Source organism: Vibrio sp. 99-8-1, assembly GCF_013114595.1.
GTDB lineage: Bacteria > Pseudomonadota > Gammaproteobacteria > Enterobacterales > Vibrionaceae > Vibrio.
In genome coordinates this window covers 1-16,104 of record NZ_VTXE01000018.1, presented here as the reverse complement: position 1 = coordinate 16,104, position 16,104 = coordinate 1, and the positions used below count along the sequence as shown (strand labels likewise).

At 40.5% G+C, this 16,104-nt stretch carries 16 protein-coding genes; 9 read left to right on the top strand and 7 right to left on the bottom strand.

The annotated features are described in order from the left end of the window. Window position 1 precedes the first annotated feature (1 nt). The 6 genes from F0227_RS11690 to napF are packed head-to-tail and all read right to left on the bottom strand — an operon-like array spanning window position 2 to window position 5,322. Window positions 2-436 (bottom strand): nitrate reductase cytochrome c-type subunit, encoded by a 435-nt coding sequence (locus F0227_RS11690; protein ID WP_171753387.1) that lies wholly within the window; start codon window positions 434-436, stop codon window positions 2-4. Then, the gene (gene napH / locus F0227_RS11685) at window positions 426-1,280 is read right to left on the bottom strand and encodes a quinol dehydrogenase ferredoxin subunit NapH (protein ID WP_171753386.1); all 855 of its coding nucleotides are present in this window, start codon (window positions 1,278-1,280) and stop codon (window positions 426-428) included. Before napH ends, F0227_RS11690 begins: the two co-directional genes overlap by 11 nt. Beyond that, window positions 1,281-2,051 (bottom strand): ferredoxin-type protein NapG, encoded by a 771-nt coding sequence (gene napG, locus F0227_RS11680; protein WP_171753385.1) that lies wholly within the window; start codon window positions 2,049-2,051, stop codon window positions 1,281-1,283. It lies immediately after the preceding gene. A 23-nt stretch (window positions 2,052-2,074) separates the two neighbouring features. Then, on the bottom strand, window positions 2,075-4,561 hold the full coding sequence (gene napA, locus F0227_RS11675; protein WP_171753384.1) for a nitrate reductase catalytic subunit NapA: 2,487 nt from the start codon (window positions 4,559-4,561) through the stop codon (window positions 2,075-2,077). Window positions 4,562-4,571: 10 nt separating this feature from the next. Continuing rightward, window positions 4,572-4,823, bottom strand: a complete 252-nt coding sequence (locus F0227_RS11670) for a chaperone NapD (RefSeq protein ID WP_253822083.1) — start codon at window positions 4,821-4,823, stop codon at window positions 4,572-4,574. Beyond that, window positions 4,807-5,322 carry a ferredoxin-type protein NapF gene (gene napF / locus F0227_RS11665; protein WP_171753382.1) on the bottom strand — a complete coding sequence of 172 codons (516 nt, stop codon included), beginning with the start codon at window positions 5,320-5,322 and terminating at the stop codon, window positions 4,807-4,809. Before napF ends, F0227_RS11670 begins: the two co-directional genes overlap by 17 nt. A gap of 250 nt (window positions 5,323-5,572) precedes the next feature. On the opposite strand from napF, the gene narQ reads away from it, so the two are divergent. Beyond that, complete coding sequence (gene narQ, locus F0227_RS11660; protein WP_171753381.1) at window positions 5,573-7,258, top strand: nitrate/nitrite two-component system sensor histidine kinase NarQ; 1,686 nt, start codon at window positions 5,573-5,575, stop codon at window positions 7,256-7,258. Between the two features lie 67 nt (window positions 7,259-7,325). Next, on the top strand, window positions 7,326-7,955 hold the full coding sequence (locus F0227_RS11655; RefSeq protein WP_171753380.1) for a response regulator: 630 nt from the start codon (window positions 7,326-7,328) through the stop codon (window positions 7,953-7,955). Between the two features lie 84 nt (window positions 7,956-8,039). On the opposite strand, the gene F0227_RS11650 is transcribed toward F0227_RS11655, so the two are convergent. Continuing rightward, on the bottom strand, window positions 8,040-9,005 hold the full coding sequence (locus F0227_RS11650; protein WP_171753379.1) for an integron integrase: 966 nt from the start codon (window positions 9,003-9,005) through the stop codon (window positions 8,040-8,042). 238 nt (window positions 9,006-9,243) lie between these two features. Here F0227_RS11650 and F0227_RS11645 point away from each other — a divergent pair, with 238 nt between their 5' ends. The 7 genes from F0227_RS11645 to F0227_RS11605 all read left to right on the top strand — a co-directional run bounded on the left by F0227_RS11645 (window position 9,244) and on the right by F0227_RS11605 (window position 15,858). Further along, window positions 9,244-10,032, top strand: coding sequence for a hypothetical protein (locus F0227_RS11645; RefSeq protein ID WP_171753378.1), 789 nt, complete (start codon window positions 9,244-9,246; stop codon window positions 10,030-10,032). A 204-nt stretch (window positions 10,033-10,236) separates the two neighbouring features. Then, window positions 10,237-10,644, top strand: coding sequence for a hypothetical protein (locus F0227_RS21940; protein ID WP_171753374.1), 408 nt, complete (start codon window positions 10,237-10,239; stop codon window positions 10,642-10,644). After that, on the top strand, window positions 10,595-11,386 hold the full coding sequence (locus F0227_RS11630; RefSeq protein WP_171753373.1) for a hypothetical protein: 792 nt from the start codon (window positions 10,595-10,597) through the stop codon (window positions 11,384-11,386). The genes F0227_RS21940 and F0227_RS11630 overlap by 50 nt, the downstream gene beginning before the upstream one ends. A gap of 104 nt (window positions 11,387-11,490) precedes the next feature. Continuing rightward, window positions 11,491-11,937 carry a hypothetical protein gene (locus tag F0227_RS11625; protein ID WP_171753377.1) on the top strand — a complete coding sequence of 149 codons (447 nt, stop codon included), beginning with the start codon at window positions 11,491-11,493 and terminating at the stop codon, window positions 11,935-11,937. A 179-nt stretch (window positions 11,938-12,116) separates the two neighbouring features. Next, on the top strand, window positions 12,117-13,952 hold the full coding sequence (locus F0227_RS11620; RefSeq protein WP_171753376.1) for an NERD domain-containing protein: 1,836 nt from the start codon (window positions 12,117-12,119) through the stop codon (window positions 13,950-13,952). Window positions 13,953-14,110: 158 nt separating this feature from the next. Then, window positions 14,111-15,127 (top strand): hypothetical protein, encoded by a 1,017-nt coding sequence (locus tag F0227_RS11615; RefSeq protein ID WP_103163841.1) that lies wholly within the window; start codon window positions 14,111-14,113, stop codon window positions 15,125-15,127. 158 nt (window positions 15,128-15,285) lie between these two features. Next, the gene (locus F0227_RS11605) at window positions 15,286-15,858 is read left to right on the top strand and encodes a hypothetical protein (RefSeq protein ID WP_171753375.1); all 573 of its coding nucleotides are present in this window, start codon (window positions 15,286-15,288) and stop codon (window positions 15,856-15,858) included. Window positions 15,859-16,104 lie beyond the last annotated feature (246 nt).

The window sequence follows — 16,104 nt, the reverse complement described above, 5'->3', positions numbered from 1 at the left end:
CCTACTGACCGAATTTACCAGCTGGCTTAAACTCATTCTCTACCAGTGGTGTTGCATCTACTTGAGTCACGTGACACTGTAGACAGAAATAACGACGCGGTGCGACTTCCGTCAGGATCTTATTATCACGATCCATATAGTGAGTAGGACTTACACGTGGCGCATCTGCTTTACGATAAGTACTTACATCGTGACATTCTAAACAGCCGTTATTACTTGGATTCAATTGCACTTGGCCAGTTTCATGTGGAATAAGTGGTGGCTGATGAACATAGTCCAACCCTAACTTATCCTGACTCTTTGGCACTTTTTTGATCTTTGCAATTTCATTATTATCACTAATACCCTGATCGCCTCGAAGTGATGTCACTTCGGCGAATGCTGCCGTACTTACTAAAGCCGCCAGCATTGCAGACACGACAAACTTACTCTTCATATTTAGCTCCAGTTCTTATTCTAAATTCGAATACCTTTTCAGCACAGACATCAATACAGCGACCGCAACTAATGCAATCTTGACTCATGACTTTCCTGTCACCTTGCTTCAACGGTTGTCTCAATATTTTCGGTTCCGGACAAACGTTGTAACAATCCATACAGTTGTTGCACTGCTCCCTATTAGTCGCAGTTACTCGCAATAAACTGTAGCGACCGATAACACCATAAGTAGCCCCTAGTGGACATAAGTGACCGCACCAAGCATGCTCAACAAGGAGCAGATCGATAAGGAACACCAGTAAGATTAATACCCAGCCTGCACCCATACCAAAGACAAGACCTCGGTGTAATGCAGAGACAGGATCTAACCATGTCCATAAGAGAGTGCCAGATACGGCACTTCCCACTAGGATTGCGGCGAGCAACCAATAGCGCAACGATGACGGCCATTGATAGCTTGCTTTCAGCCCTGTTTTTCTTCGTATCCATGCCGCGAAATCCGTTACCAGATTCATAGGGCAAATCCAACCGCAGAACATTCTTGGTCCTGCAATCGCATAAAACCCTGCGACGATTAAACCACCTAAAATGGCTGTTGTTTCGGGCCAATAACCCGTTGCGATCGTTTGGAGCAATAGTAGAGGATCTGTCATTGGAACGACGCCCAGCAATTCACTGGATGACATGTTCCCGGTCAAGATTCCCCACGTTGGGCCCATAATAAACAAACCGATTACCGAGAGTTGGCATAAGCGACGAAGAATGAGAAAACGGTGTGAAATCCACCAACCTAACTCTTCTGTTGCTGCTTTGCCTGCATCTTTTGCATGATTCTTAGCCATTTACAAACCTCCCTTTGAGCCTTCCGGCTTACGAGTCGGTAGTGTTAATTGCTCTGGAATCAAGCTTTCTCCACCATGTTTGGCTTTCTCTTCCCAGCCTAAGCGATAGTGATGACCAAGCTCACCTTTCGCTAAACTGGTTGGAACAACCTTGATCGCTGTTTCTTCCAACACACACGCTTCTTCACATTTTCCGCAACCGGTGCATTTATCCGATTGAACGGTTGGAATAAAGCTAGCATGTACTCCTGTACGTTGATTTCGTATCGGTTCAAGAGTAATGGCTTCATCTATCAGCGGACATACTCGGTAGCAAACATCACAACGCAACCCTTGCCAGTTTAAGCATGTCTCATGGTCGATAAGAACCGCAGTTCCCATTCTCGATTTTTCTATATCAGTTAAACCTTTATCGAGCGCGCCACTTGGGCAAGCTACGACACAAGGAATATCTTCACACATTTCACACGGTATGCTTCTCGCGGTGAAATATGGAGTCCCTGTTGCTACTGGCGAAATCATCGTCGCCAGCTTTAAGGTGTCATAAGGGCATGCCTGAACACACAAACCACATCGTAAACATGAATTTAGAAACTCTTCTTCATCTAATGCACCGGGTGGGCGAATTGGCACACCCGATGTATTCGCTTTACTCTGTTTGGTCTGTAGGCCAAGCACTGTCGTTGCGGCACCAACCCCAACTGCTGTTCGAAGAGCGTCTCGCATGAAACGCCTTCTACTGGCCGATGGTAAAGAATGTAAAATTTTCATTCTTCACTGCTCCCTGACAACAACTAAGCCTTCATTACCTTAACAGCACATTTCTTAAAGTCGGTCTCTTTCGATAGCGGATCCGTTGCATCAAGGGTTAGCTTGTTAGTCAACTGACCAGCATCAAAGAATGGCATGTAAACCAGACCTTGTGGCACCTTGTTACGTCCACGTGTTTCAACGTGGCTGGTAACTTCACCACGACGCGAAGCAATGGTAATTGCATCACCACGACGTAGTCCGCGCTTCTTCGCATCCAGTGGGTGCATGTACACTACTGCATCTGGGAAAGCACGATATAGCTCAGGTACACGACGTGTCATAGAACCTGTGTGCCAGTGTTCAAGAACACGACCGGTACATAACCACAGGTCATACTCTTCATCTGGTGATTCCGCTGCTGGTTCGTAAGGAAGAGCGAAAATAACCGCTTTCTTATCTTTCTTACCGTAGAACGAGAACTCTTCACCTTTATTTACATATGGATCATACCCTTCAGCATAACGCCATAGTGTTTCTTTACCATCAACCACAGGCCAACGAAGACCACGTGCTTGGTGATACATATCGAACGGTGCTAAATCGTGCGCATGACCACGGCCAAAGTAGGCATATTCTTCAAACAGACCTTTCTGTACGTAGAAGCCGAAATCACGAGATTCATCGTTCAATTGACCTTCAGCGAGTTCATCCGTGCTGAACTTATCAACTTCACCGTTAGCGAACAGAACTTCAAATAACGTTTTGCCGGCTAATTCTGGTTTTTTGTCAATCAACTCTTGCGGCCAAACTTCTTCAACTGTGAAGCGTTTGGAGAACTCCATTACCTGCCACATATCAGACTTAGCTTCGCCCGGTGGAGACACTTGCTGGCGCCAGAACTGAGTACGACGCTCTGCATTACCGTAAGCACCCTCTTTTTCTACCCACATAGCTGTAGGAAGAATCAAGTCAGATGCCATAGCCGTGACGGTTGGATACGGATCTGAAGTAACAATAAAGTTAGCTGGATCGCGGTAGCCTGGGTAACGCTCTTCGTTAATGTTCGGACCCGCTTGCATGTTGTTGTTACATTGAACCCAGTAAGCATTCAGCTTACGGTCTTTCAACATACGGTCTTGAAGTACTGCGTGATAACCAGGTTTTGCTGGAATGGTTCCTGCTGGAATGTTCCATTTAGTTTCACACATTTCACGGTGTTTAGGGTTCATTACCACCATGTCTGCAGGCAGACGGTGAGCAAACGTACCAACTTCACGAGCGGTACCACATGCTGATGGTTGACCGGTTAGCGAGAACGGACCACAACCTGGTTTAGAGATCTTACCGGTTAGTAAGTGAATGTTATAAACAAGGTTATTTGCCCATACACCACGAGTATGCTGGTTAAAGCCCATTGTCCAGTAAGAAACTACTTTCTTACTTGGATCCGCGTACATTTCCGCTAACTCTTCAAGTTGATCAATAGGCACACCTGATAGTTCTGAAGTGTATTTTGCATCATACTTAGAAACGAACTTAGCGTAGTCTTCAAAGCTCATTGGCTTAGACTTTTTGCTACCTGGGTTTTTCGCCGCTTTCTCAAGTGGGTGAGTTGGACGTAAGCCGTAACCGATATCTGTTTCACCTTCACGGATATTAACGTGCTTATCCATAAAGTCTTGGTTCACTTTATTATTAGAAATAATATAGTGCGCAATATAGTTAAGAATCGCCAAGTCAGTTTGTGGGGTAAAGATGATTGGATTATCTGCTAGCTCATAAGAACGGTGTGTATAGGTAGATAGTACCGCTACACGTACATTCTTATCAGACAAACGACGATCCGTTAGACGTGACCACAAAATTGGGTGCATCTCGGCCATGTTTGATCCCCAAAGCACGAACACATCGGCTTTTTCAAGATCATCATAACAACCCATTGGCTCATCCATACCGAAAGTACGGCCGAAACCAACTACCGCAGACGCCATACAGTGACGAGCATTCGGGTCGATGTTGTTAGAACGGAAACCGGCTTTGTACAGTTTTGCCGCGGCATAACCTTCCCATACTGTCCACTGACCAGAACCGAACATACCAACAGAAGTAGGCCCTTTCTCTTTCAGCGCTTTCTTAAATTTGTCCGCCATTACATCAAAGGCTTCATCCCAGCTCACTGGGGTGAACTCACCTTCTTTGTCGTAAACACCATCGGTTTTACGCAATAATGGTTGAGTCAAACGGTCTTGTCCGTACATGATCTTAGGTAAGAAATAACCCTTGATACAGTTCAAACCACGGTTTACAGGTGCATCAGGATCACCCTGAGACGCCACTACGCGACCATTTTGTGTACCTACTAGAACACTACAACCCGTACCACAGAATCGGCAGGGTGCTTTGTCCCAATTTACTTCATTATCCTTTCCAGCGGCTTGAGCGATCGATGTAGGAAGCACAACTCCCGTGACCGATGCCGCAGCTACTGCTGCATTTGCTTTCAAGAAACTTCGTCTACTGACACTCATTTTTGCTTCCTCAGTCAAGCTCAACTTGCTCATCCATTTGATGGAAAACCAAGGTTGCTGCTAACACCCCTGGCAATTGTTTAATCTCTTCAAAACGATCCGCGAGACTGTCACGGCTATCACCTTCGATGACAACCACTAACTTACCCACTTCACTAGTACCCGGTACTTCCGCACCCGGCATCTGCTCGATGGCGGACTTTACCGTTTCGAGTTGGTCTGCCGCAGCGTGAACTGCCAAACTGCTAACGTGATAACTCATTTTCACTTCCTGTTTGTTTAACCTGTATTGCATTCGAAGGACATGGCTTAATACAAGCACCACATCCTGAACAATCTTTCTCATTTAAAATAGGTTGAGCGGTACCACCTATCTGTAACTTAAAACGAATAGCTGCATAGTCACACATCTCTCCACACACCCGACACTCAACCCCTTTTTTGGCTAAGCAATTGTCATCAATCGCAACAACTTGCGACCATGCAGGTTCAGTTCGGGAGAGAAAGAGAGGCTCAGGGCAGACATCCGCGCATTTTTCACAGAACGTACATTCACCCAGTTTGAAATTGACTTCAGGGAACCCTGCCTCACCTTTAAAAATGATGGCGGTTTCACAGTTTTCGATGCATTTACCACATCGAGTACACCCATCAATAAATGCTTGCTCTTTTACAAGCCATGGCATACGTTGTGGCGCTGCAATATCAATATGAGTTTTCGGTGCTCTGCTAAACAAACGGCGTCGTGCTAGATCAACCAATGCTTTCCTCGGTAACTGCTCTAATTACAGTATTGTTATTTACATCTTGTAAGTGATTTAAAACAAAACAACTTTTTTCCACTTACTTCATTATTTTTTTACTTATTGTTAATAACTTTAGTCTAAGATTTGCATTGCGTGAATAAATACCCCATAAGGGTTAAATAAGATATAGACTTGAGCGAGATCAATAATTGAAGTGGCTTTAGTTCACACAATAAGCAATTCTAAAACGGATAGGAGAAGCGTCTTGCGGAAAGCACAAAAATCAATCACTCAAACTATCGCAAGAGCAATGACCCTCATTCTTCTGCTGTCAGTGACAACCACCAGCATTACTCTCTACTCGCTCTACTCCAACCTCGACGACGCCGAAGCGATAAATATTGCGGGTTCTTTAAGGATGCAAAGCTACCGGTTAGCCTTCGATATTGAGACACACTCAGAGCAGTTTGTTGAGCATCTCATTCACTATGAACGCTCACTCTATTCGCCAACCCTGAGTGGGATTGATAAATGGTTTACCCCCAGCTCATTAGTCGAAAACTATCATCAACTTCTGGCCAGATGGAGAGCGCTACAACCTGCCTTGCAATCAGAAGATAAGGATGTTTACTTAGTCGGTGTAGCTGAATTTGTTAACCAAATTGATCGATTTGTTTACGAACTACAGGAATTTTCTCAACTCAAATTACAGCTTCTATCACTCGCTTATGGGTTTGGTTTTTCATTGATACTGGTTACTGCTTTTTATGTGATCTACTTTTCACAACGTAAAGTGGTAAAACCATTGCAACAATTAATGGTGGCAAGTAGCGAAGTTCAGTCAGGTAATTTTGGTTTTAAAGTACGGCTAGATAGCCAAAATGAATTAGGTATTTTAGGCAACGCCTTCAATGGCATGTCTTCTGAGTTAGAGAAGCACTACTTGGAGCTTGAGCAAAAGGTAGCGGAAAAAACCCACCGCCTCGAACATGCCAAAAATTCTCTAGAGGTTCTATACGGTTGTCAGCAAGAGTTGTCCGCCAGTCAACTGAACGAGCAAAATTTTAGAAATATGCTCGACTTGTTACAAGCCACCGAAGGGATCACCGCCGTTCGTATGACGGTAGAAGAGTCAAACGCAAAATGGTCAATCGAGACGGGCACACCAACTTTAGACGAGTGGCATTCAGAGCCATTAAAACTGGATGATGACGTGTTAGGAAGATTGGAATGGCAGTTTATACTACCCTGCCCTGATCAAGAGCTGATCACCAATGTCTCTCACATTATGTCGCGCGGCGTATACTACAACAATGCCCAAAAACAGACTCAACAATTACTGCTTATGGAAGAGCGCGCCACCATTGCCAGAGAGCTGCATGACTCCATCGCTCAATCACTCTCTTATCTTAAAATTCAAACCACGTTACTCAATCGCAGCATTGCCAAAGAGAACATCCCACAAGCACGCGACACTGCTAAAGAGATCGATACTCAGCTTAGTGCAACCTATACTCAGTTAAGAGAGTTGCTTAGCACCTTTAGATTGACCATAGGCAAAGCAAATTTGGGCGAGGCGTTGCAAGAATTGCTTAAACCATTAGAAGAACAGACGGATGCTAAGATAACATTGGATAATAAGCTGGCGTCCATTTCGCTGCGGGCCAACCATCAAGTGCATGTTATTCAGTTAATTAGAGAGGCCGTTCTTAACTCTATTAAGCATGCCCAAGCGTCAAATATTCGAGTAAGTTGCCAAGAGAAAGGTGGCATTGTAAATATCAATATCACCGACAACGGCACCGGGTTCTGCACCGAAGTGGAAAAGCTAAATCACTATGGTTTAACTATAATGGCAGAAAGAGCAGATCGCCTTCAGGGCGATTTACATATTAATAGTAAACCAGGAGAAGGCTGCACAATTCAGCTACTTTTCCCATTACAGATGTAATATCAAGCCTCACAACGAATGGTAATAATTTTGTTGTACAAGATTTGATAGATAACAGGAAAAACGAATGTCAAACTGGAACGTACTTATTGTTGATGATCACCCACTGATGCGACGTGGTATTAGTCAGCTGCTCTCATATGAAGAAGAGTTTACTGATATTTCTGAAGCAAGTAATGGGGCCGATGCGGTTACACTGGCTTGTAAGAATGAGCCTGACCTTATATTACTTGATCTAAACATGAAGGGCATGTCTGGACTGGATACCCTAAAAGTTCTGCGAGAAGAAGGGGTAACATCAACCGTTATCGTCCTAACGGTATCTGATAACAGCCAAGATATCCGCGCACTCATTGAAGCTGGTGCAGACGGTTACCTTCTAAAAGATACCGAACCGGATGAACTTGTCGAGCTACTAAAAAAGGCCATGGACACCGGCTCTGCATACAGTCAGGTGGTACTTGATGTGATGCGCGATCAATCCAAAACCGATGACATGTTTAGCTCATTAACTGAACGCGAGAAAGAGATACTTGTTGAGGTAGCTCGTGGTTACAGTAACCGCCAAATTGCCGAACGACTCTTTATTTCAGAAGCAACGGTAAAAGTACACATTAAAAGCTTACTTAAGAAACTAAGAGTAAAATCACGAGTGGCAGCCACCGTACTTTACTTGGAGAGCCAAGGTAAAGCCTAAGTTATTTCCTTTCTGACCTAATACCAAACTGTTAGTAATCAATGCAGTGCGGTATTAGGTAACTTCTACCCAACGTAAACCTTGCTAAATCAACGATGACAAAGGGCTACGTACTCCATGTGCCCCTCGTTGTAAAACATGAGTGTATATTTGAGTTGTTTTCACATCTTGGTGGCCAAGCTGTTCTTGAACCGTACGAATATCCGCACCACTTTCTAAAAGGTGAGTTGCAAAACTGTGCCTTAAGGTATGACAAGTGACATTTTTAGAAATTTTTGCCATGTTGGCCGCCCTTTTAAGCTCCCGTTGCAAACTCTTTTCATTTATATGATGCCGTCGCAATAGGTTTGTCTCAGGATCGAGACTTAACCTACCGCTAGGAAATAGATAGTGCCAACCAAACTCTGTTGAAGCCAAAGGATATTTACGGCGCAACGATGGACGAATCCAGACTCCAGCATAGTTAGCATTAAGCAGATCTATATTAAAATAATGTCGGGCGTTTTCTGTTTGCAACTTCAATCCATCGATTAGTTCTGGCGCCAAAGTCACAATGCGATTTTTATTGCCCTTCCCTTGCCAAACTTTAATTGCTAAATAGTCATAATCGATATCTTGAACTCTAAGACGTATAGATTCAGACACCCTTAACCCCGAGCCGTACATCAACTTAATAGGCAATGAAAGTGTTGGTTTTAAGTGGCTAAGCAATTGTTTAACCTCAACATGCGTAAGCACCGTTGGGAGCTTCCTTGCTCGTTTCGCGTATTGATAGTTAAGCTCGAATGAGTCTGCGACTTGAAGGTACTCAATATATAAATATCGAAGAGCATTAAGCGCAACAGCCTGTGTACTGGAAGAAACATTTTTGTCTATTACTAAATGGTTAAGAAACTGTTCAACGTGTTGTGTAGTAAGCACACTTGGATGTTTTAACTTAAAAAAGCGAATGTATTGCACAACCCAAAACAGATACGTTTTAATTGTTCTTTTGGCATAATGCCGCGCCATCATATGTTCTTTTAAACTAAGCAGAAATAAACTTTTCATTAAGCAACCTTAGCTGTTTTTATATACAGAAAGAGTAGAATTCACCTAATGTCCAGTTTCTAAAACGACTGTCTCTTTTTTCGACCAACTTCAAAAACAATAAATGGCTATCGCAATGTTCTATATATGGTTTTGTGATAGGTTATATAAAATTAGATTAATATACGACAATTTAGAAATATGTTATATGGACATTTTGTCGTATAAGAATTGTTAGGTATAGATCTTGGTGGGGATTATGAATTTAGATAACATTAATGAAAATATAGTTGTTTTTATAGATATTTTGGGAATGAGCAATGACATAAGAAAGTGTGATACTAAGGAGGATATAAGAAATCTTGTAGATAAAGTAAATCGTCTCAGGGAGATATTTACAGCGGACTATGAACCTTGGTTATATATGGCGCCTTTTTTAAAGAGTAGAAAGTTTTCTTATTTTTCTGACTGTGCTTTTCTTAATGTTCCAATGGGAAGGTATATGAGTCCTGTTTTTTTTGAGGAATTTATAGCTTATATTTCAATTGTTCAGGCTAAATGCGTGCATGATGGTATTTTTCTTCGTGGAGGGATAGAGTTTAGCTGGTTGTTTAGTGAAGATAATACTTTGATAGGTCCAGCTGCAATTGACACTGTAAGGCTAGAGTCAGAAGCTTTAATGCCAATAATAACAGTTGGCGAAGATTTTTATAATACTTTCGTAAGTCCTACGGTAAAAAGAAATGAAAATGGAAAGCCTATGAGGAGTGATTATTTTAGTGATTTTCTTATTGATAAAAATGGCTTGTACTTTATAGACTACATCAAGGTATATTGTGAGCAAGACCTTGTCGTTAAGGGAATCTTCGAAAAGGCTAAATGGTTAAGTATTCATGCAAAATCAATTGAAAAAGCTTATCAAAGTGCACCTAATGATAAGGCTAAAGAAAAGTATATATGGCTTGCAGAATATCACAATCTATCAGTTGACAGGGTAATTGGTGAAGACGTCGGATTTTTCTCAAAAGTTTATTGCGAACTTGGTTGAGTATCTTGGAAATATAAAAAATGAAGTGTTATTTTTAACATCGGAGCGCAAAGTACCTAACAATAAATTTAAGAGTGATTCGCAACGCGTGGCATTTTTACTATGCGTTGCGTTTAGTGTTTAAGGTGGTATGCGGTGGCATCGGTATTGCGTTGCTCACCCCTTAACAAGGCGTTAGGCTTCACGAGGAGAAAGTTATTTACTATGAATTTTAAAAACTTGGGTAAAATTGCCAAGTTAGAGTTGGGTGCAATTATTGTACTGGTTATCTTGGGTATGTTGTGGATGCTAGATCCTGAAGGGTCATATGAGCCATTCTTTGTATTTTGTGGGTTGGTTTTCGTATGTACAGAATTCTATCGTCGATATAAAGTCGAAGAGCCTATCGGTTCTAAAAGTCTAACAACGCGTGAATTGGACAAAGCAAAAAACAAAGTTACCTCCTTTGTTAAGAAAGTGAAACCTGAAGGTGTTATAGCTCAGTGCCCATCACCGACATGCAATACGATTGCCAAAACAACTCAAGAAGTAGAAGCTTACTTCGGTTATCGAGTTATGACGAATGGAACTAAGCGAGCACAGTCATACTGTCGAAAGTGTAGATCAGCCTAACAAAGCATTTAAGAGTGATTCGCAACGCTTGGCAGTTTCGCTTCGCTCAAGTATAGCCAAACGTCGCTCACACCTTAATGCGGTGTTAGGTTTCAGAGGGATTTTCGTGGAAATAAAAGACATACTACCCATTTTAGGTGTCGCTGTAGGCTGGTTTCTTAGTGAGGTGGCAGGGGCTGTTAAATCGAGAAATCTTCGTCGACGTTCAATGCGTAAAGCTATTACATCATTATATAAACTGAACTTTGAAATGCTTGAGGTTAAAGGCGCACAAGAATATACCAAAAACCTAAGCACTGAACTTAAGGATTGGGAACATGGTCGACAGAGAGCTTTTTCCCAGTATGCAGACAACTCTCAAGAATTTGAAAAAGAGCTTGATGAAGCGGTAATGCTAGTGTCTGAGGAGTATCCATTGATCGCTGTAAAGCTAAGTCAGTTTATCCGGAAGTATCGCTTTATTAAGACTAAGAGTCTTGATGGCTTCATTGATAAAGAAGCAATATATTTACAGCTTTTAGCAGGGAATGAAACAGGTCAACTAGCTGCACAGTATGTTGTGGAAAATAGCTTATTGAAAGTGGCATTTAGAGTAGATTTTTGGCTTTGGTGTACCTTGAAACTGGATATCCGAAAGTTTAAAAAAGGTATAAAATCTGGAGACATGATTCACTCTAGTCAAGCTTTCAATAAAAAGAGTGGTAAAAAAGAAAAAGTAGAAGAATCAACGCAAAAAACCTAACAAAGCATTTAAGAGTGATTCGCAACGCTTGGCGCTTTCGCTTCGCTCAAGTATAGCCAAGCGCCGCTCACACCTTAATGCGGCGTTAGCCATACGAGGTAAGTATGTCGGAATATAAATTAACAGAAGAAATAATTAAGCTGTCTCAATCGCAGCTATGGGATGTAGCTAAATCTGAATGGATTCTGTACGAAATATACGAAGCTGACGAACCCGAGCGTTGTTTGTGTGGGCACTTCCCTATCATTGAAATTTGTAATCTTAAGAACAAGTTAAATTCTAATTATGCGACCGTTGGAAACTGCTGTGTTAAGAAGTTCATTGGTTTACCTTCAGATAAGATTTTCCAAGCAATAAAGCGGGTTAGAAAAGACGATGAGAAATCGCTAAATGCAGAGGCAATAACTTACGCTTACGACAAAGGTTGGATTAATGATTGGGAAAAAAGCTTTTACTTAGACGTTATGCGAAAGCGCAAACTTACTCCAAATCAGCTTAATAAAAAAATTCAAATTAACAACAAGTTAGCAAACAAAATGAAGCGTGCCTAAGTATGGCAGTATGGCTAACAAACTGTTTAAGAGTGATTCGCAACGCGTGGCATTTTTATCATGCGTTGGTTTAAGTGATTAAGGTGGTATGCAGGGGCGTTAGTGTTGCGTTGCTCACACCTTAACAGGGCGTTAGGCGAATAAAGTGGTATCCACGAAAATATAATAATAGGTAAATGATGAATACGTTGTTACACAAAGAACTCCTCTCAGAAGTTGCAAAACTAAAAAGAATAACGAGTGAGTTATCTTTAGAAGATATCGTTAATTTTGTAGCAATGGAGCAAAGAAACTTCGTAGCTGGGAATCAGAAAGGAGACTACTTATCCTCTCCTCAAAAGCAAGGAATGTACTTGCTTGCAATTGCAAGTCACCAGCCTGACCCATCTGAGAAAAAAGTATTAGACGAGGGTAAATCGACTCAAATCATTAAGATACTGAACTCAATTTTTAATAAGTATGCTTTTGCCTATTTCCCTGAGAAAAGAGAACAGATTGAAGGGCTTAGTGAGAAATGGCACAAAGATCGACATGTCGCAATGCCTGCATTTATAAATTACTTTGCAGGTGGATTTAAGATTTCTACAGACCAGATTAAGTCTAGGGTTAGATATTATTATTCGGGGTTTGAGCAAACAGTTATTGATACATTCGGTATCTCTCACGAGGAAATGCTCGCAGTAGGCGACTACTTTGAAGAAAGAATCATGGAGCATTTTGAAGAGCTGAAAGTTGTTGTCAACAAAATGAAGGACCACCATGCTGAGTTCGTAAAGCAAATGGACTTGGATTCTAATACTGCTCTGGAAAGTGTTAAAAATAATCAGGAACTAAAGGAGCTAACTGAAAAGTTCTTTAATGGTACAAATGAGCTATACGCAATTGATATATCCGATTTAGAAGACCGATTTGGCGAAAAAGTAAAATCATCAATTTTGACATACTTCACTACAATTCGAGGGGAGTCTGATGAAATTAAATATATCACTGATACTAATCCGGTCACATCAAAGCCAATTTTCTCTGTAGACGGAAAGAAGTTATATTTTGTTGTTAATAATTCTTTTTATCAGTCAATTATAGAGAATGTTGAGAAGGTACTCTCTAAAAGTAAAAAATCTGCTTCTTTTCTCAAAGCAAGAGATAGAAGGCTAGAAGAAAAAACTATCGACCAGTTTAAGAAAATACTTCCTACAGATGCCGAGTTTTACGAGAGTGCTTTTGAAACAGACAAATCCCATCATGAGCATGATCTAGTAATTATACATGAGAAAAATCTTATCGTCGTAGAGGCTAAAGCCTCTCCTCCTAGAGAACCTTTGCGTGATCCTTCTAGAGCTTTCACACGAATCAACGACCATTTTAAAAGTAATGCGGGTATCCAAAAAGCATATAATCAAGCACATGCATTAGAAGATAATATAAGAAAAAATTGTATTGCCAATTTATATGATAAAAAAGGTAACCACCTTAGAGAGCTGAGATTAGAACAATTTGAGAATATTTACTGTATATGCATAACAAGAGATGATTTTGGCGCTTTAGCTACTGATTTATCATTGCTTTTGGAAAAGGAAAATGAAGATACATACCCTTGGGTTATAAATATTGAAGATTTGGAGTGCATGATCAATGGCTTTAACTTCTTGGGGTTAAAACATGACGAATTTTATAACTATTTAAATCAAAGATCGCAACTACATGGCAAGGTGTTTGGCACTGATGAACTTGAGTACGCTGGAGCATATTTAAACTACGGCGGACTTGAACATTTCATAGAGGCTCAAGCCGATTTTATTCCCCTAGACATTTCCGAATCAAATATCTTTGATAAAATATATATGGCTATGCTTAACGGAGAGGAGTTTACTCATTCTCCTGTAGTTCCTGTTATGCAAGAGTTAAATCGCGACTCAATTTTTGGAAAGAAAAAACCAAAAAGTAAGGCGTCTAAAGAAAAGAAAGCCAAAAGAAAAATAGCCAACAAGTCAAAGCGTAAAAATCGCCGGAAATAATTCGCCTAACAAAGCGTTTAAGACAGATTCCCAACGCATGGCATTTTTCATTCTATCGTTGGGTTTTGTGTTTACGGTGCTATGGTTCAGTTTTGTGGCAGCGTTGCTCACTACTTAACGCGGCGTTAGGCGAATAACAAAATCAACATGAGAGTAAAATGAAAAAGCAGTTTGAATTGATGAATGAAGTGCTATTAGGTTATGTAAAGCAGCTTACTTCATCTCCCGAGGTTTTGGTTGAAATATGCTCCCAATTTGAAAATGTACTTAGAAATTGTGATCAAATTACGTATGAAGACGTTGGTACTGCAGAGGCTTATGCGCTAATCCATTTCTTGGATCGATACCATCGTTTTCAATTGATATTTAAAGAGCTTGATAATTTGAATCTGATTGTAGAAAAACAGAGCGAATACCCCTTTGATATTCTTGATGTTGGTACCGGTCCTGGACCGTCCATGTTTGCGCTCTCTGACTTTTTCGCTTCCAAAAACAATCAAAACTTCAAAATTGATTATGTAGAGAGAAGTCATCAGTTTAGAAACTGGCTACATCATTTTACTGAATATGCAAACTATGAAGTTATAAATAAACACTTCTGGAATGTGCCATACCATCATGGAACATTCCATGATTTTAAAAATATATCCTTTGATCAGCACTTTCTAATGCATGATATTGGTACTGATGGTGATAATATAGTTAGGCGTCACACTCAAAAGCATCGATATGATTTAGTAGTATTCAGCAATTTTTTAACGGAAGTTTCTCAAGTCAAAGAGTTCGAGAGCGAACTTTATGATTGTATGAAGAACTTACGCAATAATGGTCTTTTAGTTGTTGTTGGAGCAAAGGCAACTAGTCAGAAATATGAAAAAGTGTATTCTGAAATTGATCGAATACTTTTGCAATCAAACTTTAGCAATTCGAAATTTATAGCTAGTTGTCAAAAGGTTGATATAGATTTGTCTCTTAAATACCTGTGGGGGGATGAATATGGTTCAATGTTGAAAGGAGTTTTAGGCGCTTTCTATGACCTAGCGAAAGAACTACCTGATGATGTATTTTCGAGTAAAAATAAACGCGATACATCTAAAGTAATCAGTGAATCATATAATAGGGAAATATCTTGGAAAGTTGTCATCTACAAAAAGAAAGCACGACCTCGAAAGTAAAATTCGCCTAACAAACTGTTCAAGAGTGATTCGCAACGCGTGGCATTTTCACTATGCGTTGCGCTTAGTGTTTAAGGTGGTATGCGGCGGCTTTTGTATTGCGTTGCTCACACCTTAACAGGGCGTTATGTTTTATCAAACTGAGTGGGAGGTCAATATTGGAAAATACACTATTTGAAGCAGGGAAGCTTCTATCAAAACACCTTACATTTTTGGTCAGTTCACTCATTTTGCTGGTACTTCTGATATCAAATGTGGATGGAAAAGAAGTCATAAAGGTTCCGATCATATCGTTTGAATTGAAGAGGCCTGATGCCATTGCTGTTGTTTTGCTGTTCTACTACTTCACACTTTATAAGTTTTTTTCAGTTCTCTATTATCAGTTCTATCTCGTATTCGAATACATCAAGGAAAATGAGAAAAATGATATTTATAGGTTGCTTTATCCAAGTTCATTCAACTTTATAATGTTCCATCACTATATGAGTCCAAACGAGAATGTACCGTTTAACAAAAATGTAGTGATAGGAACTGCATTGGCAATTATGGGGTTGCCGTTTTGGAGTGCATTGTATCTAGGGTATATTGGAGTAAGCAAACTAGTTGATGAGGGCATTAATATACATAGTATATTATATTTGCTCATTTTGTTCTCAACCATACCTATCATTAAATGGGTGAAAGAGCATATGAGCGCAATAAAAGTGCACTCACCAGAAAATAAAACATAACAATAAATTTAGGACAACGAGGACAGGCACCTCATGAAAAAACTAATATAATTTTTTCTATAATTTGAAATTTTTGGTATCCAATTGAATTTATTAAGATAATTACGAAAGCAGGCACCGACAATGGTGCCTGTCTTTTATCTGTTACTCTTTATCCTGATGCTTAAACTGGTTAAGCAATGTCAGCAGAAAAACACGTATTTCGTTATCAATTGGGGTGTTATCGCTATTTGCGTTAAGGATAAA